25 protein-coding genes are annotated in these 22445 nt (G+C 72.2%); 6 read left to right on the forward strand and 19 right to left on the reverse strand.

Annotated elements, in window-relative coordinates:
- Window positions 1-62 precede the first annotated feature (62 nt).
- Complete coding sequence (locus ACQPYE_RS18610; RefSeq protein WP_498722662.1) at window positions 63-614, forward strand: hypothetical protein; 552 nt, start codon at window positions 63-65, stop codon at window positions 612-614.
- A gap of 58 nt (window positions 615-672) precedes the next feature.
- Here the strand turns inward: ACQPYE_RS18610 and ACQPYE_RS18615 are convergent, their stop codons facing one another.
- From ACQPYE_RS18615 to ACQPYE_RS18640, 6 genes are all read right to left on the reverse strand, one after another.
- Window positions 673-1113, reverse strand: coding sequence for a PRC-barrel domain containing protein (locus ACQPYE_RS18615; protein ID WP_498722664.1), 441 nt, complete (start codon window positions 1111-1113; stop codon window positions 673-675).
- Between the two features lie 121 nt (window positions 1114-1234).
- Window positions 1235-1870, reverse strand: a complete 636-nt coding sequence (locus ACQPYE_RS18620) for an NUDIX hydrolase (protein WP_498722665.1) — start codon at window positions 1868-1870, stop codon at window positions 1235-1237.
- Window positions 1871-1887: 17 nt separating this feature from the next.
- A complete protein-coding gene (locus ACQPYE_RS18625; RefSeq protein ID WP_498722667.1) occupies window positions 1888-3117 on the reverse strand; it encodes an adenylosuccinate synthetase in 1230 nt (409 codons plus the stop codon).
- The gene (locus ACQPYE_RS18630) at window positions 3117-4097 is read right to left on the reverse strand and encodes a hypothetical protein (protein ID WP_498722668.1); all 981 of its coding nucleotides are present in this window, start codon (window positions 4095-4097) and stop codon (window positions 3117-3119) included. The genes ACQPYE_RS18625 and ACQPYE_RS18630 overlap by 1 nt, the downstream gene beginning before the upstream one ends.
- A 1-nt stretch (window position 4098) precedes the next feature.
- Window positions 4099-5106, reverse strand: a complete 1008-nt coding sequence (locus ACQPYE_RS18635; protein WP_498722669.1) for a protein kinase family protein — start codon at window positions 5104-5106, stop codon at window positions 4099-4101.
- 104 nt (window positions 5107-5210) lie between these two features.
- Window positions 5211-5741, reverse strand: a complete 531-nt coding sequence (locus ACQPYE_RS18640; RefSeq protein ID WP_498722671.1) for an MFS transporter — start codon at window positions 5739-5741, stop codon at window positions 5211-5213.
- A gap of 153 nt (window positions 5742-5894) precedes the next feature.
- On the opposite strand from ACQPYE_RS18640, the gene ACQPYE_RS18645 reads away from it, so the two are divergent.
- On the forward strand, window positions 5895-6593 hold the full coding sequence (locus ACQPYE_RS18645; protein ID WP_498722672.1) for a GNAT family N-acetyltransferase: 699 nt from the start codon (window positions 5895-5897) through the stop codon (window positions 6591-6593).
- Between the two features lie 7 nt (window positions 6594-6600).
- On the opposite strand, the gene ACQPYE_RS18650 is transcribed toward ACQPYE_RS18645, so the two are convergent.
- Window positions 6601-6786 carry a hypothetical protein gene (locus ACQPYE_RS18650; protein ID WP_498722673.1) on the reverse strand — a complete coding sequence of 62 codons (186 nt, stop codon included), beginning with the start codon at window positions 6784-6786 and terminating at the stop codon, window positions 6601-6603.
- Window positions 6787-6906: 120 nt separating this feature from the next.
- Between ACQPYE_RS18650 and ACQPYE_RS18655 the strand changes: the two genes are divergently transcribed.
- Together ACQPYE_RS18655 and ACQPYE_RS18660 are read left to right on the forward strand one after the other, a co-directional pair.
- Window positions 6907-8646, forward strand: coding sequence for a glycoside hydrolase family 13 protein (locus tag ACQPYE_RS18655; protein ID WP_498722674.1), 1740 nt, complete (start codon window positions 6907-6909; stop codon window positions 8644-8646).
- A gap of 15 nt (window positions 8647-8661) precedes the next feature.
- Window positions 8662-9510, forward strand: a complete 849-nt coding sequence (locus tag ACQPYE_RS18660) for a phosphotransferase (RefSeq protein ID WP_498722675.1) — start codon at window positions 8662-8664, stop codon at window positions 9508-9510.
- Window positions 9511-9600: 90 nt separating this feature from the next.
- On the opposite strand, the gene argS is transcribed toward ACQPYE_RS18660, so the two are convergent.
- From argS to ACQPYE_RS18705, 9 genes are all read right to left on the reverse strand, one after another.
- Window positions 9601-11373, reverse strand: a complete 1773-nt coding sequence (argS, locus tag ACQPYE_RS18665; protein WP_498722677.1) for an arginine--tRNA ligase — start codon at window positions 11371-11373, stop codon at window positions 9601-9603.
- A 79-nt stretch (window positions 11374-11452) separates the two neighbouring features.
- Window positions 11453-12865, reverse strand: a complete 1413-nt coding sequence (locus ACQPYE_RS18670) for a family 2B encapsulin nanocompartment shell protein (protein ID WP_498722678.1) — start codon at window positions 12863-12865, stop codon at window positions 11453-11455.
- Between the two features lie 46 nt (window positions 12866-12911).
- The gene (locus ACQPYE_RS18675) at window positions 12912-14012 is read right to left on the reverse strand and encodes a family 2 encapsulin nanocompartment cargo protein terpene cyclase (RefSeq protein WP_498722680.1); all 1101 of its coding nucleotides are present in this window, start codon (window positions 14010-14012) and stop codon (window positions 12912-12914) included.
- Window positions 14005-14868: a geranyl diphosphate 2-C-methyltransferase gene (locus ACQPYE_RS18680; RefSeq protein ID WP_498722681.1), complete on the reverse strand. Its 864-nt coding sequence runs from the start codon at window positions 14866-14868 to the stop codon at window positions 14005-14007. The genes ACQPYE_RS18675 and ACQPYE_RS18680 overlap by 8 nt, the downstream gene beginning before the upstream one ends.
- Before the next feature lie 228 nt (window positions 14869-15096).
- Complete coding sequence (locus ACQPYE_RS18685) at window positions 15097-16134, reverse strand: medium chain dehydrogenase/reductase family protein (RefSeq protein WP_498722682.1); 1038 nt, start codon at window positions 16132-16134, stop codon at window positions 15097-15099.
- A gap of 108 nt (window positions 16135-16242) precedes the next feature.
- The gene (locus tag ACQPYE_RS18690) at window positions 16243-17292 is read right to left on the reverse strand and encodes an ABC transporter ATP-binding protein (RefSeq protein WP_498722683.1); all 1050 of its coding nucleotides are present in this window, start codon (window positions 17290-17292) and stop codon (window positions 16243-16245) included.
- The gene (modB, locus tag ACQPYE_RS18695) at window positions 17289-18110 is read right to left on the reverse strand and encodes a molybdate ABC transporter permease subunit (protein ID WP_498722684.1); all 822 of its coding nucleotides are present in this window, start codon (window positions 18108-18110) and stop codon (window positions 17289-17291) included. The genes ACQPYE_RS18690 and modB overlap by 4 nt, the downstream gene beginning before the upstream one ends.
- Entirely contained in the window at window positions 18107-18853 is a 747-nt protein-coding gene (gene modA, locus ACQPYE_RS18700) for a molybdate ABC transporter substrate-binding protein (protein ID WP_498722686.1), read from the reverse strand. The genes modB and modA overlap by 4 nt, the downstream gene beginning before the upstream one ends.
- Window positions 18853-19251 carry a TOBE domain-containing protein gene (locus ACQPYE_RS18705; RefSeq protein ID WP_498722687.1) on the reverse strand — a complete coding sequence of 133 codons (399 nt, stop codon included), beginning with the start codon at window positions 19249-19251 and terminating at the stop codon, window positions 18853-18855. Before ACQPYE_RS18705 ends, modA begins: the two co-directional genes overlap by 1 nt.
- Before the next feature lie 98 nt (window positions 19252-19349).
- Here ACQPYE_RS18705 and ACQPYE_RS18710 point away from each other — a divergent pair, with 98 nt between their 5' ends.
- Together ACQPYE_RS18710 and ACQPYE_RS18715 are read left to right on the forward strand one after the other, a co-directional pair.
- Window positions 19350-19841 carry a DUF4383 domain-containing protein gene (locus ACQPYE_RS18710; protein WP_498722688.1) on the forward strand — a complete coding sequence of 164 codons (492 nt, stop codon included), beginning with the start codon at window positions 19350-19352 and terminating at the stop codon, window positions 19839-19841.
- Window positions 19842-19914: 73 nt separating this feature from the next.
- Complete coding sequence (locus ACQPYE_RS18715; protein WP_498722689.1) at window positions 19915-20166, forward strand: hypothetical protein; 252 nt, start codon at window positions 19915-19917, stop codon at window positions 20164-20166.
- Between the two features lie 28 nt (window positions 20167-20194).
- Here the strand turns inward: ACQPYE_RS18715 and ACQPYE_RS18720 are convergent, their stop codons facing one another.
- The 3 genes from ACQPYE_RS18720 to ACQPYE_RS18730 are packed head-to-tail and all read right to left on the reverse strand — an operon-like array spanning window position 20195 to window position 22423.
- Window positions 20195-21109: an NAD-dependent epimerase/dehydratase family protein gene (locus ACQPYE_RS18720; RefSeq protein ID WP_498722690.1), complete on the reverse strand. Its 915-nt coding sequence runs from the start codon at window positions 21107-21109 to the stop codon at window positions 20195-20197.
- A gap of 21 nt (window positions 21110-21130) precedes the next feature.
- Window positions 21131-21952, reverse strand: a complete 822-nt coding sequence (locus ACQPYE_RS18725) for a tyrosinase family protein (protein ID WP_498722691.1) — start codon at window positions 21950-21952, stop codon at window positions 21131-21133.
- A 33-nt stretch (window positions 21953-21985) separates the two neighbouring features.
- On the reverse strand, window positions 21986-22423 hold the full coding sequence (locus ACQPYE_RS18730) for a tyrosinase family oxidase copper chaperone (RefSeq protein WP_498722693.1): 438 nt from the start codon (window positions 22421-22423) through the stop codon (window positions 21986-21988).
- Between the last annotated feature and the right edge of the window lie 22 nt (window positions 22424-22445).

Here is a 22445-nt window from a genome sequence, read left to right on the forward strand (position 1 = left end):
AGACGTTCGGCGGGCGACCCGAACGGGTACGTGGACGGCAGGCGATCTCGGGGGAGGATTCGGTGGCGCAGCGGATTTCGTACGGCAAGGTGATCCTGGTGGGTCTGCTCGCCGGCGCGGTGTTCGGCGTCTCGCAGGGGTTGGTGCGCGACAACGCGTGGGTCGGTCTGGTCATGGGCGTGCTGTTCGGCGCCGTCATGGTGTTGGTGTTCCGGCGGGCCTTGGGTTCCACGGCGTTGCGCGGCCTGGACCGCGGCCAACGGCGCACCCTGTCCCGCGCGATGCGCCGGGGCGAGCCGGTCGAGGACCCGCGGCTCGCCCGACCGCTGGTGGACCAGGCCGACGCGGTGCTGGCCATGCCCTTCCCGGTGAAGACGATGCGGGTGGTGTTCGCACTGCTCGCCCTGCTCGGGGCGGTGGTCATGGTGCTCGGCTTCGCCGACGAGGGCGCGGCGGGACTGCTCGGCGGGTTGCCGCTGGTGATCATCTCGCTGCTGTTGGTGTTCGTGGTCATCCCGTTGGGCCAACGGCAGCGCGAACGGGTCCGGCGCTCGCGGGAGGCCACGCGGGAGCGGCACCTGCGGTCCGATGTGGCCCCATCCGCGGAGGGGTAGAACGCGTCGTGCCCGGCGGTGATCCGCCGGGCACGACGTCATCGGGTGGGTGAGCCCGCTAGGCGGGCGTGGTCCGGTAGCTCTCGGTGTAGTAGTCGCCGAGGCGTTGTCGGTAGTCGTCGGCGTCGAACGTGTCCGCGTCGTACTCCGGCGCCTGCCGCACCTGGTCCTTGGTGCGGTCCACGAAGACCTTCTTCGCGTCGTGGTCGACCTTCGCCACCGCGCCCACCGGTAGCACCACCTTCAGGTGCGACGACCACGTGCCCGCGTCGACCAGCAGGCAGTCGGCGGGCACGCGGGCGTTGGACTGGTCGACCTCGCCGATCCCGCCGTCGAGTGCCTCCACCTCGTACCCGAGCAGGCCGATGTCCGGGCGGTGGTGGCGGTCGGCGGACCGGGTCGCCTCGTCGGCCTCGGGGGAGTAGGTGTCGCGCCCGTCGAGCAGGTCGCCGACGTTGCGCCAGGCCCACGGCAGGAAGGGGATGGGGAGCGGGTGCATCTCGGCCTCCTTGATCGGATGGACAGCCGGTGAGTACCCGTTCGGGTGACCGCCAAGACCTCTTCTGCTCTCACAGTTACTTCAGTGCTGACCAAAACACACCATCAGGTGGACCTTGCGACTACGAAACCCAGCGCCAGACGGAAGGTGGTCGGCCGCCCTTGGGCAGGGCGGCGGCGTGCTGGGTGGTGCGTTCCAGACCGGGCACCCGTTCCATGGTGCGGCCGAGGTTGGCGGGGTAGGGCCGGTCGCCGGTCAAGGACTCGGTGACGTCGAGCGCCTGGGCCGTGGTGAACTCTCGGCCCAGGAGCCCGGCGGTGAAGGCGGGATCCCGCCAGAGGCGGTCGGCGAGGATCGGGCGGCAGTCGTGGACGATGCGGTCGTGGTCGAACGCCAGCGGCGGCACGTCGGCCAGCGGTGTCCACGTCGGACCGTCGCCGGTGAGCTCGGCGGGGTCGACGGTGGCCCACAGGGCGATCGACAACGTCGGGCCGCGCGGGTCGCGGGACGGTTCGTCGAACGTGGTGAGCTGGCCGGAGGCGGAGATCGCGGCCCCCGGCACGCCGAGCTTGCCGGTGACCGCGCGCCGTGCCGCGTCACGCAGCCGTTCGCCCTTGCCCAGCAGCACACCGGGCAGGGCGAGGACGCCGGCGAACGGTTCGAGCGCGCGGGGCGCGATGCCGAGGAGCACGGTGCGCGCGGTGGGGTCGAAGCGCAGCGCCAGCACGTCCACCGACACCGGGGTCGACTCGATCATGGCCTGATTCTCCCGCATCAGCGAAGTGCCGCCGCCCGCACGGTGTAGTCGCTCCGGTCGGGTCCGGCGCCGGTGACGAGCACCGGCACGTCGAGGTGCTCGGCGAGCCACGTCACGGGGTCCGGCATGGCGGTCAGCGCGGGTGTGCGGTGGTTCAGGAACGTGGTCAGGTCCGTGGCCGGCAGGGGAGCGTCGTACGCGGTGGCGACGTGGAGGTCACGCGCGTCGAGGTGCGTGACGGCCAACGCGTCCACGCCGCGGCAGGCGTCCACCGCGTAGCGCAGCAGCACGGCGTCGAGGTGCCCAGCGCGCCACGACCCCTGGTAGTGGCCGGTGTCGTTGTGGCGTTCCGGGAACCGGGCGAGCACGTGGTCGTCCTCGGTGGGCAGCGGTCCGGCGCCGTGCCGGGTCTGGTAGGTGCGGGTCACGCCGAGGACGGTGGCGCGGCGGTGTCCCAGCAGGCTCCGCGCGTTGTCCGGGGTGACGGTGGACCACGTGGTGTGGGGGTGGAAGCCGCGCCACTGGTCGAGCAGCACGCCTTGGGCGCCTTCGAACACCAGGCGTCCGCGATCGGCCAGGCGGCCCACTTCGTCGCCGGTCGTGACGCGGACCGCGCCCGCGAAGTCCCGGTACAGCGAGACGAGGTCGTCCACCGGTGGCCCGGCGCCGATCAGCGGCTCGTAGAACCTGGCCAGGGCGTCGAGCTTGGCCCGCAGCACGGCGGGGCGGGCGCAGTCGCCGACCGTGGGCGGCGGTCCGGGGTCGCCGATGACCTCCTGGTCCTCGACCACGTCGCCCGGCGCCGCGCCGCCGAGCAGCCCGTACCAGGCGGTCTCGCCGATCCCCTTGCCGCAGGAGCCGTGCCGGGCGTGCCCGCGAGCGTCCTCGCGGGCACGGTTGGCGGCGACGTGGATGGGGGTGGTGAGCAGGGCGTCGGCGTCGATCGACAGCAGCCGCAGCGGGTCGGTGACACCGAGTCGGGCCAGTTCGCGTGCTTCGCCGGCGAGGGCGATGGGTTCGACGAGGACGTGTCGGGAGAGGTGGGTCGGCACGCCCGCGAGCGTGCCGGACCCGAACTGGCTGAAGGTGTGGTGCCGGTTCCCGACGACGACGTTGTGCGCGGCCTGCGCGCCGCCGTTGAACCGGACGACCGCGGTCACCGGGGTGTGGTGGCACAGGGCGTCGACCACGGCGCCCTTGCCCTCGTCGCCGAACCCGAGTCCCACGACGACGACGTGCCCGTCCATCACGTGAGGGTGACGTCGTCGGGGCCGTCCAGCAGCGGGGGAGCGGCGGTGGTGGCGACCGCCTTGCCTCCGACGTGGACGAGGGCCTTGCCGACGGCCCGGCTCTCGGCGACCGAGCCGATCTCGGCCAGGTCGACCATCGCCTGGTCGAGGTCGACGACGCGTTCCTCCATGCCGATGGTGGCGGCGATGAGCTCGCACACCGCGCCGGGGTCGTCGAGCTTGAGGAAGTGCTGGCCGAGGAGGTCGCGCCAGTGGTCGGCGATCTGGGGGTCGTTGTAGTACGACGACTGGTTGGGCAGCACGAAGTAGACGTGCCACTTGCGGCTCAGCTCCCGGTAGACCGAGGCGGGGTCGATGTCCTCCTTGATGTCGTCGCCGATGATGCGGCGGATGTGGCGCGCCTCCAGGCGGGGCTTGTTGAGCTCGTCGCCGATGAGGAACAGGTAGCCCTTGCGGCCGCGCTTGCGCCACGCGTCGGTGACCACGTGCCGGGCGACGAAGTAGGCGGCGAGTTCGTAGGACTCGCTCTTCTGGCCGCCGCCGTTGCCTTCGAGGAAGATGGTGCGCAGTTGCTCGTCCATCCGGTTGTCGGACTCGAACTGGCCGACCTGAAGCGGCACGCGGTCGCTGTCGGCGTCACCGATGCCGCCGAACATCAGCTGCGGGTCGGTGAGGTAGCCCTTGCGCTGCAGCAGGCCGTGCAGCTTGCCGAGCTTGCGCTGCATGATCTGGGGCACTCGGCCCATCGAGCCGGTGACGTCGAACAGCACCGCGATCGGCGTCGAGTCGGCGTGGTCGGGTGAGTCGCGGCACTCGCGCGCGGCGACGTCCTTCGGGTCGAGCGACGGGTCGGCCCGCCACTCCTTCGAGGGGCGCGACCGCATCGTGGCGGTGTAGCCGAAGTCGTCGATGCCCTTGGCGGCGCGGAAGGTCCTGGCCGCCGCGTAGGCGTTGTCGTCCCACTTGCCGTGTCCCATGTCATGCTCCTGTCGCGGGTAGTGCGAACGGGCGGAAGGTCCGTTCGCCGTAGAGGTCTTGGAGGAGGTCGTCGTACTCGGTGAGCAGGTCGACGGCGTCCGGTCGTCGGTTCGGCTCGTCCTGGGTGCAGCCGCGGGCGAACCCGCGTTGCGCGGTTTCGTCCTCTGCCAGGAGGTCCAGCATCAGCGCGTGCGCCTGGTGGACGTCGGTGGCGGGGGTGACGGGTCGTCCGTCGTGGACTTCCGGCGGGTAGGGGATGGTCTTGTCGGTGGCCAGGGGGCGTTCGCCTGCGCTGACCGCGAAGGTCCAGCCGGCCAGCACTACGCCGTGCTGCTCGGGGTGGACGAGCACGTTCTCGGCGACGATCGCGCCGTGCACGAGGCCGGTCCGGTGGGCGCCGGCGATGGCTCGCAGCAGCCTGCGGTGCATCCAGGCGTAGTCGCGGCCGTCCAGGCCGTGGGGGAACGCGCGGCGCACGTCGACGAGCGTCACGAACCCGTCCACGAGCGGTGCGAGCACGGTGAACGCGCGGGATCCGCGGGCGACGTCGCCGGAGGTGTCGGCGAGGTGCGGGTAGTAGGGGCGCAGCCAGCGGTGCTCGTCGGTGAAGCGGGCGAGGCGGCGCAGGGCGTCCCACTCGGCGTGCAGGAGGGGGTTGAGCGCGGGGTTGCGCACGACCTTGACCACGTGGGGGCCGTCGGTGCGGTAGAGGTTGGTGACGCTGCCGACCGCGTGGCGTCCGGTGAGCCGGTAGGCGGCGCGGTCGGTGCGCAGTTCGACCGACGTGCCGTGCAGCCACTGGTGGTGCAGCCGGGTCAGTTCGGCCGACGCGGCGTGCGCGCGGGTGTCGTGCGGTCCGACGCGGTCGGGGTGCAGCACGGCGGCGAGGCCGCGGTAGAGCCGCTGTGCCTCCTTGCGGCGGGCCGGGTCGGGGTCGGCCGGGCCGAACAGGTCGGCCGGGGAGCCTGCCCGTTCGACTCGTTCGAGCGCTTCGTCCCTGGTGAACATGGTTTGAGTCTATACGACTCAAACTGCCCGGCGAAGTGGAATACGACTGTGTCGACGATCACTGACGCGGTGCCGGACCGTTCGGCTAGAGTGTCGGGCTCTTGTCACCAAGAGCCACCACGGCCACGTGGATCAGTGCGTGGCGGTGGCCGGCCGGTGCAGGTCGGTCGCCGCCGCGAACGGCCGCTACGCGACGACGGCCACGCCCGCCACCACCACGCCCGCGAACCAGAACGGCGCGGTGATGCCGAACTGGCGGGCGGCAGGCCGCCGACGAGCGCGCCCAGCGCGGACCCGCCGACGCCGAGCAGGAACAGGCAGGCGTACACGGCGGGCAGCGACACGTGCCCGGTCCAGATCGCCACCGCCAGCCCGGCCACGACCGCGCCCCGGGCCAGGTTCGCCGCCACGGCCAGTCTCCGCCGGTCGAACCGGTCCACGAGCACGCCGCTGAGCAGCGAGAACAGCAACCACGGCAGCTGCTGGGCGAACACCGCGCCCGCCACCAGGGCCGGGTCGTCGGTGAGCGAGGCCGGCAACAGGGGACCGGCGGCCATCGTCATGCCGTCGCCGAAGTTGGACACGGCGGAGGCGAACCACAGCTTGGTGAAGTCCGGTCCCAGTCGACGCGCCACGCCGGCGGACGCTAGCGATCCCACCCACCCGGGGCACGCCGATTTCCGCGCGTCCAGCCCAGAACGGATTCCGCCGAGAGCGATGAGGAGGTGACAGGAGGTCCCGGCGGCACGCATGATCCGACCGATCGCGAACTACTGGGGGTACCGCGCATGACCTCGCCGTTGGACAACCCGGCCTGGACGTCGTTGACCGGGCCGCACGCCCACTTCGCCGAACGGCACGGGCAGGTGCTGCGCTACCCGACGGACGTGGCGCCGTTCGTGGGGCTGCCGGACCGGCCGGACGACCGGGCGTGGTCCGACCTCGCCGCGCTCGCCGGCCCGGCCGCGGTCGTGCCGGTCATCTCGCCGCTCGCGCCGCCCGCCGGCTGGGAGCAGGTCGAGCGGTTCGACGTGGCGCAGCTGGTCGAGGACGGCGTGCGGGTCGCGCAGGACGCCGAGGCGGTCCGGCTCGGCCCGGCGGACGTGCCGGAGATGCTGGACCTGGTGGAGCGCACCCAGCCGGGACCGTTCCGGCCGAGGACCGTGGAACTGGGCTCCTACCTGGGCATCCGGCGGGACGGCGCGCTGGTCGCGATGGCGGGCGAACGCCTGCGCCCGCCGGGGTGGACGGAGATCAGCGCCGTGTGCACCGATCCCGCGCACCGCGGCCAGGGCCTGGCCACCCGGCTGGTGCTCGCCGTCGCGGCGGGGATCCGGGCGCGCGGCGAGCAGGTGCTGATGCACGCCGCCGCCACCAACACCACCGCGATCCGGCTGTACGAGTCGCTGGGCTTCCGGGTGCGCACGCACACCGTCATCACGCTGCTCCGCGTGCCCGCGCACACCGCAGCGGGCTTGTCCGCCTGACCGGGCGTCAGGCGTCGGGCAGCCCGGCCACGAACCGGGCGACGAGCAACGTGCCCGTCTCGGCTGGCACCTGCCGGGCCGGCGGCTCCAGCTCGTCCCACACCTCGGCCCAGCACTCCGCGTCGGGCACGCCGATCGCGCGCGGGTACTTGTCGCCCAGCACGGGGCGGATCGCCGCACCCAGACCGTCCACACAGGACCGGCGGCTTCCTGGTCGGCCCGTGCGCCCGAAGGTCGTCGGAGGTGTCGGGTGCGGCCCGATGCGGGTAGTGGTGGACTGGGACGATCTCCGACGACCGGGTGAGGATGGAACATGGCTCTGGACCGGCCCCTGGCGACAACCCCGACCACGGCCCCGTGGTGGACCTCGGCCGTGGTGTACCAGGTGTACCCGCGCAGCTTCGCCGACTCGGACGGTGACGGTGTCGGCGACCTGGCGGGTCTGTCCTCCCGGCTGGACCACTTGCGACGACTCGGCGTCGACGTGCTCTGGCTGTCGCCGGTCTACGCCTCGCCGCAGGCCGACAACGGCTATGACATCTCCGACTACCAGGCGATCGACCCGGTGTTCGGCACGCTGGAGGACTTCGACGCGCTGGTGGCGCAGGTGCACGCGCGCGGGATGAAGCTGGTGATGGACCTGGTGGTCAACCACACCTCCGACGAGCATCCGTGGTTCGTGGAGTCGCGCTCGTCGACCGACAACCCGAAGCGGGACTGGTACTGGTGGCGTCCGCCCCGCGACGGGTTCGAGGCCGGGCAGCCCGGCGCGGAGCCGACCAACTGGGAGTCGTTCTTCTCCGGCCCCACCTGGACCCTGGACGAGACGACCGGCGAGTACTACCTGCACCTGTTCGACCGCAAGCAGCCGGATCTGAACTGGGAGAACCCCGAGGTCCGCCGGGCCGTGCACGGGATGATGCGGTGGTGGCTGGACCGGGGCGTGGACGGCTTCCGGATGGACGTCATCAACCTGATCTCCAAGGACCCGGACCTGCCCGACGGCGCGACCACCGGCGTCGGCGGCCTCGGCGACGGGTTCCCGCACGTCGCGACCCGCCCCGGCGTGCACGACTTCCTCCGCGAGATGCACCGCGAGGTGTTCGAGGGCCGGGCCGGCGAGTTCCTGACCGTGGGGGAGATGCCGGGCGTGACGTGGGAGCAGGCGCGGCTGTTCACCGACCCGGCGCGGGGTGAGCTGGACATGGTGTTCCAGTTCGAGCACGTCTCGCTCGACCACGGTCCCGGTGGCAAGTTCGACCCGAAGCCGTTGGACCTGCGCGACCTGAAGGCGTCGCTGGGCCGGTGGCAGACCGCGCTGGGCGAGGTGGGCTGGAACAGCCTGTACTGGAACAACCACGACCAACCCCGCGTGGTGTCCCGCTTCGGCGACGACGGCACGTACTGGCGCGAATCCGCCACCGCGCTGGCCACGGTGCTGCACCTGCACCGCGGCACGCCGTACATCTACCAGGGCGAAGAGCTGGGCATGACCAACGCGCCGTTCGCCGGCGTGCACGAGATGCGCGACGTCGAATCCCTCAACCACTACCGCCAGTCCCTCGCCGCCGGCGGCGACCCCGAGTCGGTCCTGCGCGGCCTGCGCGCCATGGGCCGCGACAACGCCCGCACCCCCGTGCAGTGGGACACCACCCCCAACGCCGGCTTCACCACCGGCGAACCCTGGCTCCCGGCCAACCCCAACCACACCTGGCTCAACGCCCAAGCCCAGTACGACGACCCGGACTCCGTCTTCAACCACTACCGCCGACTCATCGAACTGCGCCACAACCTCCCCGTCATCGCCCTCGGCGACTTCCGCATGCTCCTGCCCGACCACCCGCACGTCTACGCCTACGAACGCACCCTGGACGACGACCGGCTGCTCGTCGTGGCCAACCTCAGCGGCACGAGGCAAACCGCCGAACTGGACCGCGAGTGGTCCGCCGCCGACGTCGTCCTGACCAACACCGGAGAGGCGCTGCTCTCGCCCGGCCGGGTCGACCTCCGGCCGTGGGAGGCGCTGGTCCTCACCCGGTCCCGCACGACCTGACCCGCGAAGAGGACCATGAAGACATCCGACGTTCGACGCGCGGTGGCCGCGAGCACCTCCACGGCCGCCGCGCTGGGCCTAGCGGTCGACGACGTGGTCGTGCTCCACGACTCGAACAAGCTCACCCTGCGCCTGCTGCCGTGTGACGTGCTGGCCCGGGTCGCACCCGGGGAAGAGCACGTCGCGCAGTTCGAGATCGACCTCGCCCGAGGGCTCGCCGCCTCCGGGAGCCCGGTGGCCGCTCTCGACCCCCGGGTGGAACCGCGCGTCCACGAACGCGACGGCTTCGCGATCACGCTGTGGACCTACTACGAACCCGCGGCGCGCGAGGTCGCACCGGCCGACTACGCCGAGGCGCTCGAACGGCTGCACGCCGGCATGCGCGAGCTCGACGTCCGCACGCCCCACTTCACCGACCGGGTCGAGCAGGCCCGACGACTCGTGGCGAGCCGTGACCGGACCCCGGCACTCGTCGACGCGGACCGGGAACTCCTCGCCGACGCGTTGCGGAGCCTGGGACGGGCGATCGGCGAGCGCGGCGCCGCCGAGCAGGTGCTGCACGGCGAGCCGCACCCCGGCAACCTGATCACCACCGGGAACGGGCCGCTGTTCGTGGACCTCGAGACGTGCTGCCGCGGACCTGTCGAGTTCGACCTCGCCCACGCTCCCGACGAGGTCGGCGACCACTACCCGGGTGTCGACCACGACCTGCTGCGCGAGTGCCGGCTCCTCGTGCTCGCGATGGTCACGACGTGGCGCTGGGACCGGGACGACCGGTTCCCGGACGGCCGCCGACTCGCCCGGGAGTGGCTCGACCACATGCGGTCCGACCTCACCCGCCACCACCTCGACCTCCGCCGCTGACCGCTCGTTTTCCGCCCGCCGCGCCGTTCGAGGTCAGGGCCGGCGGAGGTGGTGCCGCGTGCGGGGCGAGCCCGGCGCGGCACCACCGGGCTACATCCGTTCGGGCGCGGTGATGCCGAGCAGGTCGAGTCCGTGGCCCAGGGTTCGCGCGGTCAGCCGGCACAGCGCCAGTCGGTTGCCGCGCACCGGCTCGTCGGACTTCAGGACGGGGCAGGCCTCGTAGAAGGAGGTGAAGGCGCGGGCCAGGTCGTAGAGGTAGCCGCAGAGCCGGTGCGGTTCGAGGGTGGCGCCGACCTCGGCGACGACCGCGCCGTAGACGTCCAGCGCCAGGCCGAGCTCCCGTTCGGCGGGTTCCGGCCGGACGGTGCGGTCGACCGTCGTCCCCGGATCGCCGGCGTTGCGCAGGATCGAGCTGATCCGGGCGTGGGCGTACTGCAGGTAGACCCCGGTGTTGCCGGTGAAGGACACCATGCGGTCGACGTCGAAGGAGTAGTCCTTCACCCGTGAGGTCGACAGGTCGGCGTACTTGACCGCGGCGATGCCCGCCGACTCCGCGATCCGGTCGAGTTCGGCCGCGTCGAGGTCGGGGTTCTTCTCCGCGACGATCGCCCGCGCTCGCGACACCGCGTCGTCGAGCAGGTCCATCAGGCGGACCGTGCCGCCCGCCCTGGTCTTGAACGGGGTCCCGTCCGGACCGAGGATCGTGCCGTAGGCGGCGTGTTCGGCGGTGACGCCGTCGGTGAGCCACCCGGCCCGTCGGGCCGCATCGAAGACCAGCTGGAAGTGCAGCGCCTGCCGCGAGTCGGTCACGTAGACCAACCGGTCGGCCTTGAGCTCGCGCAGGCGGTAGCGGATGGTGGCCAGGTCGGTGGCGTCGTAGCCGTACCCGCCGTCGCGCTTGCGGACCATCAGGGTGACCGGCCTGCCCTCCGGCCCGGTGACCTCCCCCGAGTAGAAGACGAGCGCCCCCTCGCTCTGCACCGCCAGACCCGCGTCGACCAGCTCCTCGACGGTGTCGCCCAGCATCGGGTTGTAGAACGACTCCCCGACCGAGTCCTCGGGCGTGAGCAGCACGGTCAGCCGGTCGTAGATCGCGCTGAACGACCGCTCGGACTCGGCGACGATGTCCTGCCAGACCGCGACCGTGGCCGGGTCACCGGCCTGCAGGGCGACGACCCGCGAGCGGGACCGGTCGGCGAAGTCCGGGTCGGCGTCGAACTCCGCCCGCGCCGAGCGGTACAGGCCGTCCAGGGCGGACACCGCCGAGGCCCCTTCGCCCAGCTCGTCCTGGTGCCACGCGGCGTCGGGGTGCTCGTCGAGGTACTGGATCAGCATCCCGAACTGCGTGCCGAAGTCGCCGAGGTGGTTCTGCCGGAGCACGTCCGCGCCGAGGAACCCCGCCACCCGCGCGAGGCTGTCGCCGATGATCGTCGTGCGCAGGTGCCCGACGTGCATCTCCTTGGCGATGTTGGGCGCGGAGTAGTCGACCACCACCCGACGGCCCTGCTCGGTCGCGCCGACACCGAGGCGCGCGTCGGTCAGGCGGGCGGCGACCTGGTCCCAGATCGCGCCGTCGGCCACGGTGACGTTGAGGAAGCCCGGCCCGGACGGCTCCACGGACGTGATCACCGCGTCGTCGTCGAGATCGAGCCCGGCCACGACGCGCGCGGCCAGCTCGGCGGGCCTGGCGCCGACGCGCTTGGCCAACGCCAGGGGAGCGTTGCACTGGAAGTCGGCCCGGTCGGATCGTCGCACCACCGGGTCCGCGCCTGCCAGGTCCTCGCGGACCCGGCCGATCGCCTCCGACATCGTCGTGGCGATCCGTTCCGACAACGACGGCACCTCCCGGTGGTGGGCACTCACCTGACACAGCCTCCTTCGTAGGAGGCGAGTGTCCCAGGCCCACCCGCGCCGCCCGCCCGGGGCGCGCCGCCCACAAGGGTTACTCCCGGGAGACTTCCACGTCCTCCAGCACGCCGAGCGCGTCCGGCACCAGGACCGCGGCCGAGTAGTAGGCGCTGACCAGGTAGGACGTGATCGCCTTCTCGTCGGTGCCCATGAACCGCACGGTCAAGCCGGGCTGGTGCTCGTCGGGCAGCCCGGTCCGGCGCAGCCCGATCACGCCCTGCGCGTCCTCGCCGGTGCGCATCAGCATGATCGAACTGGTCCTGGTCCTGCCGATCGGGATCTTGCCGCACGGGAAGATGGGCACACCGCGCCAACCGGGGACCTGGTGCCCGTCGTGGTCGACGCCGCTCGGGTAGATCCCGCGGCTGCTGCACTCCCTCATGAACGCCGCGATCGCGCGCGGGTGGGCCAGGAAGAAGCTCGGCTCCTTCCACACCACCGCGAGCAGGGCGTCCATGTCGTCCGGGGTCGGCGGGCCGGTGCGGGAGTGGATGCGCTGGGACAGGTCGGCGTTGGCGAGCAGGCCGAACTCGCGGTTGTTGACCAGCTCGTGCTCCTGGCGCTCCCGCAACGCCTCGATGGTCAGCCGCACCTGCTGCTCGACCTGGTCCATCGGCTCGTTGTACAGGTCCGCGACCCGGGTGTGGACCCGCAGCACGGTCTGCGCCACGCTCAGCTCGTACTCCCGGGGCGACACCTCGTAGTCGACGAACGTGCTCGGCAGCGACACCTCGCCCTCGTGGCCCGACGCCAGCTCGATCTCGGCCTCGCCCGCCGCGTTCCGGGCGGGACCGCGGCGGGTGCGGAAGCTCTCCACGTGGGCGCGCAGCGCGTCGGACCGCTCGACCACCGCCTCGAACGCGGACTGCGTCATGCCCAGCACGGTGCACGCCGTGACCGCCTTGACGGTGTACTCCCAGAAGTCGTCCGACTCCACCACGGCGCGGTAGCTGAAGTGGTCGCCGCCCGCCAGCACACCCAGGACGACCTGGTCGCCGTACTCGCCCACGCCGATCTTGTCCGCCCTGCCGTGCGCGATGAGGAAGATGTCCTCGGCGGGACGGCCCCGCTCCACGATCACCTCGCCCGGCTCGAACTCCCGCTGGACGAACCCGTCGGCCAGCGCGGACAGCGCCCCGTCGTCGTCGAAGTCGCGCAGCAGCGGCAGTTCCCGCAGCTCCTGCGGGATGACCCGGGTCCGCGTCCCCACCCGGGTGAACGTCACCCGGCCGTCGCCGATGGTGTAGCTCAGGCGCCGGTTGACCCGGTACGCGCCGCCGGACGCCTCCACCCAGGGCAGCAGGCGCTGCAACCACCTGGAGGAGATGCCCTGCATCTGGGGTTCGGACTTGGTCGTCGTCGCGAGGTTCCGCGCGGCGGCCGTGTCCAGGCTCTGCCGCGGTCGTTCGCCGTTCACGCCCAGGCCCACGGGCTCGGTGACAGTCACTGCCGGAACCGCCAATCATCGGTGACGCGGTCGGGAGGTGGGGGCCTCAGGTCTGGTAACGGGGGTTGGTGCTGTGCCACTCGAACCCGCCCGCCAGCCACGCCCGGAGGCCGCGCAGGAACCGCCGCAGTTCCGGCGACGGCAGGACGTCGAGCTCCCGGTGGCCCGCCTCGAAGTCGCGGACCAGGTTGTTGTGCAGGTCGACGGTGATCTCGGTGGCCTCCTGCGTCGTGCAGCCGCGGTCGGCCACGATCTGCAGCACCATGTTGCAGACCTGCGCCTCGTCGGCCGCGTCCTTGGCCACCGAGTACAGGTCGTTGACCATCACCGAGGCGGTCCCGGCCTGCATGAGCAGGCGGCGCACGCGCGGGTCGTAGTACAGGTTCGCGGGCAGCTCGTAGCCGCCGACGGCGTCGACCACCGTCATCGACGTGGAGAAGCTGTCGTGCTGCCGGGTCGCGAGGTACTTCCACGCGGGCGGGTAGTCGCCGGTGTGCCGCCACGCCGCGTACGCGTTCCAGCCGACGAACATCGCGAACGTGGAGTAGCAGGCCCGATGCACCTGCGCCGGCGTGCCTCGGCGGGCGAGGTGGCCGATCGCCGAGTTCAGGGCGACCAGCACGGGGTCGCCGCGCAGCGCGTCGTCCAGCTCGGCGGTGAACTCGCCGGCGGGCGCGACCGGGTCCATGGCCGCCATCGCGAGCGCGAGCCGCGGCGGCAGCTCCACCGGCACGGCGCCCATCTCGCTGTCGTCGGCGTAGAGGTCGTCGGCCGCCCACCAGGCGGCGTTGAGCCGGGCCGCGATCAACAACTGGTCGGGGTCGTCCGAGTCGGTGTGGGTGAGCATCGCCAACCGCCCGAAGCCCGCCTTGCGCAGTGGTTCGAGGTCGTCGTCGGCGAACCCGCAGTCCTTGCCCCAGGCGACGAGCCGGTCGTCCACCTCCGCGCCGAGCGGCTCGTCGATCCGCTCCACCACCGGGACGTACAGCGGCGACGCCGTTCCGTCGCCCCACGGCCGTTCGACGTACGCGGGGTGGTCGGCGAAGAGCGAGGCGATGCGGGCCGCGGAGGTGCCCAGCCCGGACGGCCCGGCCAGCCTGGCCGCCGCCACCGCGCCGTCGAGCGTCGCGCTCGCCTGCTCAGACACGGTCGGCCGCGATGAGCAGGTAGTGGAAGCTGCCTTCGCGGTACGCGGTCAGGAACGCCTCCTCGATCCCGGTCGCCACGGAGGACTTCTCGCGCAACTCCCAGTAGGGGATCGTCGCCGCGGTCAGGTCGATCACGTTGATCGGCACGAAATCATTGGCCGCCAGCGCCTTGAAGTACGCGCTGCGCGGGTGGATGTTGCAGATGTAGTGCTGGTCGATCTGACTCACCGCGCGCGACCGGCCGCCGGTGACGTCGTTGTAGCACCCGGTGATGGTGACGTAGCGACCACCCGGCGCGAGTTGCCGCGCGTGTTCGGCGAACAGCTCGAACAGATCCACGTACATCGTGCTCTCGTTGTTCCAGATGCCTTTCATCGAACCCGTTTCGAAGCGGGTGTCGAGCATGTTGCGCAGGTGGTACTGGACCTGGTCGGCGACCCCCCGCTTCCGGGCCTGGCCGTTGGCGAACTCGACCTGCTTCTCCGAGATGGAGATGCCGTCGACCCGGCAGCCGAAGCGCTGGTTGGCCATGATGCTGGTGCCGCCCCGACCGCAGCCGGCGTCGAGCAGCCGGTCGCCGGGCCCGATGTCGCCCAGGTTGTCCAGCAGCACGTCGGCCTGCGCGGTCTCGAGCCGGTGCATCTCGGCGATCACGGCCTCGTCGCGCCGCTCGGCCGGCACCTCCAGCACGGCGGGGTCGTAGTCGCCGATGCCGTAGTGGTGGTGGTACAGCCCGTCGACCTCGCCCAGGCGCAGGTTGACCGGATTCTTTTCATTGTTCCAGTACGTGGCGATGGAGCGCTGGTAATCGGTGCGCAGCACCGGCCGGCCCTCGGTGTCCTGGAAGGTCGCCATGTGAATTAACTCCCCGCATCTGTTTCCTGGGACCTGCGCCTGTTTTGGTCCTCGGCGAAACTAACATCACGTTCTGCGCGGCGCAGTCACCCATCTGAGTGGCGTGGGGTGAGTGGAAAAAGATTCGTCCCGGGAAAGTTTCTAACTCATTGCCGCAATCTTCACCCGCACCGGTGATGGGATGGACACCCCTGGTGGGCGTCCCGGCGGACGATTGCTCCGTCCAGGTCAGGGGAGGAGCACCACCTTGCCGGTGACCGTGCCGGACTCGGCCAGGCGCACGGCGTCGGTGACCCGCTCCAGTGGCACGCGGGCCGCGATCGTGGGGGTCAGGGAGCCGTCGGCGAGCAGGGCGAGCACCGAACCGAGGTCACGGGCCAGGCGGGCGCGGAACGCGGTCGGGTTGCGCCTGCCCGCCCAGACGTTGAAGAACGTGGCGCGGCGCCCGTTGGGCAGGGCGTTCCACCACAGCAGTCGCAGGACCAGCTTCAGCACCGGCAGCGTGGACGAGCCGGGCTCGTCCTTCGTGGACGCGCTGCCGTACGCGACCAGCGCGCCGCGCCGGGCGAGCAGGCGGTAGGAGTCGACCAGGCCGGGGCCGCCGACGTGGTCGAACACCGCGTCCACGCCGCCCGGCGCCAGCTCCCGGACCCGGCCCGGCACGTCGGCGTCGCGGTAGTCGACCGGGAGGGCGCCCAGCGCCCGCACCGCGTCGTGGTGCCGCGCCGAGGCGGTCCCGATCACCCGTGCGCCGGCGAGCACGGCCAGTTGCACGAGCAGCGACCCGACGCCTCCGCCGGCCCCCAGCACGAGCACGGTCTGACCGGCGCGGACCCCGGCGAAGCCGTGCAGCATCCGCCACGCGGTGATCCCGTTGACGACCAGCGCCTCCGCCTCGGCCGCGTCGACGCCCGGCGGCACCGGCACCAGGTCCGCCGCGTCCACCAGCGCGTGGCTGGCCCAGCCGCCGGTCTTGGTCAGCGCCGCGAACCGGCCGCCGACCAGCGTCGCGTCCACCCCGGGTCCGACCTCGGCGACCGTGCCGACCAGGTCGTAGCCGGGCACGAACGGGAACGGGGGCTGGTCGAAGTACTTGCCCTTGCGCATCTGCTTCTCGGCGAAGGAGACCCCGGACGCCTCGACCCGCACCAACGCCTGCCCCGGACCGGGGACCGGGCGTTCGCGGCGGCGCAGCTCCAGGCCGTCGGGCTCGACCGCGCCCGGCAGCACGACTTCCAGGACCTGCTCGGCGGACTGCTCGCTCATCGCTTCCTCCAAAGTATGAGTGGTTAGTCACTCACTACGGAGTGAACGCGGTCGCCGAGGGTCCTGTCAAGGGAAGCCAGCATAAGAGTGGTTGGTCACTCACAGAGGTCAGGACGGGTAGACGCGTGCCTCGGTGGCCTTCACGGCGGCCCACAGCTCGTCACCGGGCTGGAGCCGGAGGTCGGCGACGGTCGCGGTGGTGATGTCGGCCAGCACGGGCGGCGCGCCGTCCAGCCGCACGCGCGTGGTGTGCGCGTGCCGCTCGATCCCGGCCACGGTGACGCGCCACGCGTTGCGCGGGCCGCCGGCCGGCTGCCGGGGGTGCAGGCCGACCGCGGTCGGGGGGAACACCACGTGCACCGGCCCGGTCGCCGGCGTCGCCACGGTGAGCGTGCCGCCGGCGTCCAGCGCCACGGTCGTGCCGTGCGCGGTGCCGCGGTACAGGTTGAGGCCGACCAGGTCGGCGACGTAGTCCGTGCGCGGCCGGCGGGCCACCTCGGTCGGCGTGCCCTCCTGCACGACCTCGCCGTGCTCCAGCACCACCAGCCGGTCGGCCAGCACCATCGCGTCCAGCGGGTCGTGCGTCACGAGCAGCGTGTGGCCGGGGAAGTCGCGCAGGTGCCGGCCGAGTTCCGCCCGCACGTGCAGCCGGGTGGCGGCGTCCAGCGCGGCCAGCGGCTCGTCCAGCAGCAGCAGGTCCGGGCCGGTGGCCAGGGCGCGGGCCAGCGCGACGCGTTGCGCCTGCCCGCCGGACAGCGTGCGCGGCTTGGCCTTCGCGTGCGCGGCCAGCCCGACGCGGTCCAGCCACCGTGCCGCCTCGGCCCGTGCCGCCGCGCGTCCCGCGCCCCGCGCGCGCAGCCCGAACGCGACGTTCTCCAGCGCGGACAGGTGCGCGAACAGCAGGTAGTCCTGGAACACCACGCCGATCGGACGCCGCTCGGCGGGCCGGAACACCTCCGGCGGCACGTCCCACGCCTGCCCGCCGAGCCGGATGTGCCCGCCGCTCAACGGCAGCAGCCCCGCCAGGGCGCGCAGCGCGGTGCTCTTGCCCGCACCGTTCGGGCCGAGCAGCGCGACCACCTCGCCCGGCTCCACCACCAGTTCCGCGGCCAGTCGGAACGCGCCGCGGGTGACCCTCAGGTCGGCGTGCAACGTCATGACGGCCCGCTGATCCACCGGTCGCGCAGGGCGGCCAGCACACCGACGGACACCAGCAGCAGCACCACGCTCAGCACGATCGCCGCGTCCGGATCGGTCTCCAGGGCCAGGTACACGGCCAGCGGCATGGTGGTCGTCTCGCCCGGGAAGTTGCCCGCGAACGTGATGGTGGCCCCGAACTCGCCCAGCGCCCGCGCCCAGCACAGCACCGTGCCCGCGACCACCCCCGGCAGGATCGACGGCAGCGTGACCCGCCGGAAGGCCGTCCAGCGCGACGCGCCCAGCGTCGCGGCGGCCTCCTCGTACCGCGGATCGGCCGCGCGCAACGCGCCCTCCACCGAGATGACCAGGAACGGCATCGCCACGAACGCCTCCGCCAGCACCACCCCGGCGGTGGTGAACGGCAGCGAGAGGCCGAACCACGCGTCGAGGTACTGCCCGACGAGCCCGCGCCTGCCGAGCACGAACAGCAACGCCACCCCGCCCACCACCGGCGGCAGCACCAGCGGCACCGTCACCAGCGCCCGCAGAACACCCCGTCCCGGCACGTCGCCACGCGCCAGCAGCCACGCCAGCGGCACGCCCAGCGCCAGGCACACCACCGTCGCCAGGGTCGCGCACACCAACGACAACCGCAGCGCCTCGCCGACCGACGCGCTGAACAACCGCGACGGCAACGTGCTCCACGGCGCGCGGAGCAGCAGGCCGACCAACGGGATCAGCAGGAACGCGAGCCCGGCCACGGCCGGCAGCACCAGCGCCACCGGCAGCCTGCCCCCGGTCCGACGGCGGGCGGCCCGACGACGGGTCGACGTCACGGCGCGTCGAACCCGGCCTCGGCGAGCACCGCCCGACCCCGGTCGGACCGCACGAAATCCACGAACGCCCGCGCGCCGGTCGGGTTGCGCGCCTCGACCAGGGGCGCGATCGGGTAGTCGTTGACCGTCCGGTCGGCTTCCGGGAACCCGATGCCCTCGACCTCGCCGCCGGCCGACCGCACGTCCGTGCGGTACACCAGCGCGGCGTCCACCTCGCCCAGCCGCACCTTGGTCAGCACCGCCTTCACGTCCTGCTCCACCGTGTCCGGTCGCGCCGTCACCCCGGCGGCCTCGAACGCCCGCTTCGCCGCCGCGCCGCACGGCACCTGCTCCGCGCACAACGCGATCTTGGCGTCGGCGTCCGCGAAGTCGGCCAGGCCGGTGATCCCCGCCGGGTTGCCCGCCGGCACCGCGATCGTCAACCGGTTGCGCGCGAACGTCACCGGCTCGGCGGCCGTCCCGCCCGCGTCGGCCACCTGCGCCATGTTGGCGGGCGCGGCCGAGGCGAACACGTCCGCCGGCGCGCCCTGCCCGATCTGCTGCGCCAACGCCGAGCTGCCGCCGAAGTTGAACACGACCTCCACACCGGGGTCGGCCGCCTCGAAGTCCTCGCCCAGCCTGGTGAACACCTCGGTCAACGACGCCGCCGCGAACACCGTGACCCGGTCGTCCGCGCCGGCTCCGGGCGTGCCGCAGCCGGCCACCACCACCAGCAGCAGCGCCGCCGGCGCCAGCGCGCGCATCACGCCTCCGGGATCTCGACCACGACGTGCGTGGACTTGATCGACGCGACCGCCACGCCCCCCACCTCCAGGCCCAGTTCGTCGGCCGAGTCGCGGCTCATCAGCGACACCAGGCGGAACGGCCCGGCCTGCAGCTCGACCTGCGCCATGACCCCGTCCTTGACCACGCGCGTGACGATCCCGCGCATCCGGTTGCGCGCCGACGCCGCCACCGTCACCCCCGGCTCCGGCGCCTCGGCCAGGTGTTGGGCGAACTCGGCCAGCTCGCGGCCGTCGACGCCCTTGCGCCCGTTGTCCAGCTGCACCTCGCTCAAGCGGCCCTGGTCGATCCACCGGCGCACGCTGTCGTCGCTCACCCCGAGCAGGGCGGCGGCGTCACTGATCCGCAGATTCGGCACGCTTTGAAGTATAACTCCGCATCTGCGGAAGGTATGACCGTCGTTTCAGCCGGCACCGGCCGGGTACGCCAAGCGCAGGAGTTGATCGGAGGACTGCCATGACGACCTCGACCGACCGCGTCGGCACCCGCCGCCGTCCCGTCCAGGCGATCGCGCTGTTCGTCGGCGTGGTGTTCCTGGTAGTGGGGGTGTTGGGCTTCGTGCCGGGTGTGACGTCCGCCCTCGACGGCATCCGCTTCGCCGGACCGGGATCCGAGGCCATGCTGTTCGGCCTGTTCCAGGTGTCGGTGCTGCACAACGCGGTGCACCTGCTGTTCGGCGTGGCCGGGATCCTGGCGGCGTCCTCGCGGGGCGCGTCCCGGCTGTTCCTCGGCGCGGGCGGGTTCGTCTACCTGCTGCTGTGGGTCTACGGGTCGGTGGTGCACTCGATCGACCACGACGGTGGCGCGGCGAACTTCGCGCCGTTCAACGCCGCCGACAACCTGCTGCACCTCGGGCTCGGCGTCGGCATGATCATCTCGGCCGTGCTCGCCACGGTCCTCGAACGCGCCCGCGGCCGGTACCCCGGTCGCGAGCAGCGCGGCGCGTGACCGCCCGGTTGATCGCCGTGCCGGACGTGTCGCGTAAGTTCACCCGGGGAGGCGCTTGACTGGGAGGGCGTAGATGGCGAGTTCCGGAGGACGGCGGCATTTCGGGCGTGTGGACCCGTTCTGCCTGTTCATGGTCCTGCCGCTGGTGCTGATCGCGGGCATCCTGATCTGGGGTGGTCTGGGCTGGGTCGGCGTCGTCGTCATCGTCTGCGCCGCCATCGTGGTGCTCGTCGACTCGTGGACCAACCGGCCCCTGCCGTTCGACGTGCCCGAGGACGACGGCTACGACTACGAGCCGCCGCAGACCGGCCGCCGGGCGTACTGACCGGTCCCGACGGCCCGTCCGGTCGGTCCTACCGGTTGCCGGGGAAGGTCTCGGCGATGGCGGCGTCCACCGACACCGGTCGGAGCGGCGTGACGAACAGCTCGCGCAGCAGCAGGCTGCCGGCGTGCGCCGGGTCCAACCCGGACTGCTTGCCCGTCAGCCGCTGCGCGAGCCCGGTCAGCCGCAACGCCACCCGCACCACCGCGCCGGGCAGGCGGCGCACCGCGCGCGGATGACCGGCGGCCGTCGCGATGCGGCCGATCATGTCCGGCCACGTCAGGTTCTCGGCCGCCACCGGGATGTCCTCACCGGACGCCCGCTCCAGCGCGTCGACGGCGATGTCGGCCACGTGCGCGGCCGTCGTGGCAGCGCTGCCACCGGGCGGCGCGAGCAGCGGTGACCGCGACCGGACCCACTTGTCCAACGGGCCCGACCAGTTCGGCAGCCGGTCACCGGCCCGGCCGAACACGAACGGCAGCTCCAGCACCGCCACCGGCAGCCCCGGCCCGGCCGCCACCCGACCCTCCCGCGCCTGCTCGACCCGGCTGCGGATGTACGGGTGGCGTTCGACCAGTCGCCACTCCGGGTGCAGCCGGTGGAAGTGCGTGTAGTACGACCCGAGCACCACGGCCCGGCTCAGCCCTTCCTCGCGCGCGGCGGCCAGCAGGCGCACGACCGGTGCGACGTTGCCCCGGTGGAACACCGGGTAAGCCGGCTTGCGCGGCACCTCCCGGTCGTCCGCGCCGGCCGCGAACACCACGCCGTCGTGACCCGCCAGCAGCGCCCGGAACACCGCCTCGGTGGCCGTCGTCGCGTCGAGGGTGTGGTCCACCCCGTCCCGCGCGGTCCGCGCCACCGACGTCACGTCGTGCCCCCGTGCCCGCAACCGCCCGACGACGTGCTGCCCGACCAACCCGCTCGCACCCACCACGAGAACCTTCACGGGCAGATCATGCCCGCCCGGTCACGCGTAGGTGTAACCGCCGCGGTGGTCCAGGGTCGAGGAGACGGTGACGCCGAACGGCTCCAGCACCTCGTCGACGTCGACGACGTTCGCGACGCCACCTCCCGGCAGGTACTGCCCGGCGCCGAAACCCCAGCGCGCCTGCCAGCGGGACCAGAGCCGGTCGATGTTGCAGTGGTGCAGGAAGAACACCGGGTCGTTCGGCGAGTCGACCTGCGCCATGTGCCCGCCGACCCAGACGTGGACGCGGTTGTGCAGGTTCGGCGACAGGCCGCCCTCCACCCGGTTGCGCATGCCGCTGCCCGACGAGGAGCTCCACGGCGACACGTCGTAGGTCGACACGCCCATGACGGAGTCGACGTCGGAGGTCGTGGGCAGCGAGCCGCGCAGCGTCATCGCCCGTCGCAGGGACGTCGAGCTCGTGGCGCTGACGTTGACGCGCCACCTCGTGGAACCGGCGAACGGGCCGGTGAGGACGGAGCCGTTGCCACCGGAGCCGTTGCCGCCCATGAAGTCGGAGGTGAAGGGCGCGCCGGTGGTGGAGCGGTTGGCCGCCCAGTTCCAGTACGGCAGGTTCACGGCCGGGTTGACCGCCTTCAGGCCGTTCTCGAGCTCCAGCAGGAAGCGCCGGTGCCACGGCAGGAACGACGGCGACATGTGCGCGTAGTTGTGGCTGTTGACGGCGTTGAAGTAGGTCATGTGGGTGCGCACGAACCAGTCGTAGTTACGACCACCGCTCTGCGCTTTCAGCGCCTTCACGGCGGCGACGAAGTCGGACTTCTCGGTGGCCGTCAGCGCGGCCACGCTCTTGCGGGTGCCCATGGCTCGTTCCTCTCGCGGGCGGTCGAGCGCCGATCACGGGTGCGGGTGGTCGGCGTCGTGGGTCAGCTCCTGGTCGCCGAGCTGGTCCACGGCGAGCTTCGCCAGCTTCTTGAGGCCGTCCCGGTTGTCCCCCTCGTCCAAGGGGATGGGGTCGAAGTGGTTGAGCGTGCTGACCACGGCGGTGTAGGTCGCGGTCGACTCGGGCGCCACGGGCAGCTGGACCTGCACGACCCCGAGCTTCTTGCCGTTGACGTGGACCTTGTGCCTGCCGTTGGCCTTGTCGTGCTCGCCCTTGATCTTCTTGCCCTTGTAGTCCTCCTCGAAGTCACGGGGATCGGCGAGGGCGGCGACCCGGCCCGGACCGGCCGCGGCGCCGGAGGAAGCGAGGCCGGCGAAACCGGCCGCGGTGACGGCGACCAGGGCGGCGGTCGCGCCGTGCCGGAAAACGTCTCGTCGGGAGAAGTCGTTCATGGGATTCCTTCGGCGGCGTCGG

The organism is Actinosynnema sp. CA-299493, from assembly GCF_050946825.1.
GTDB lineage: Bacteria > Actinomycetota > Actinomycetes > Mycobacteriales > Pseudonocardiaceae > Actinosynnema.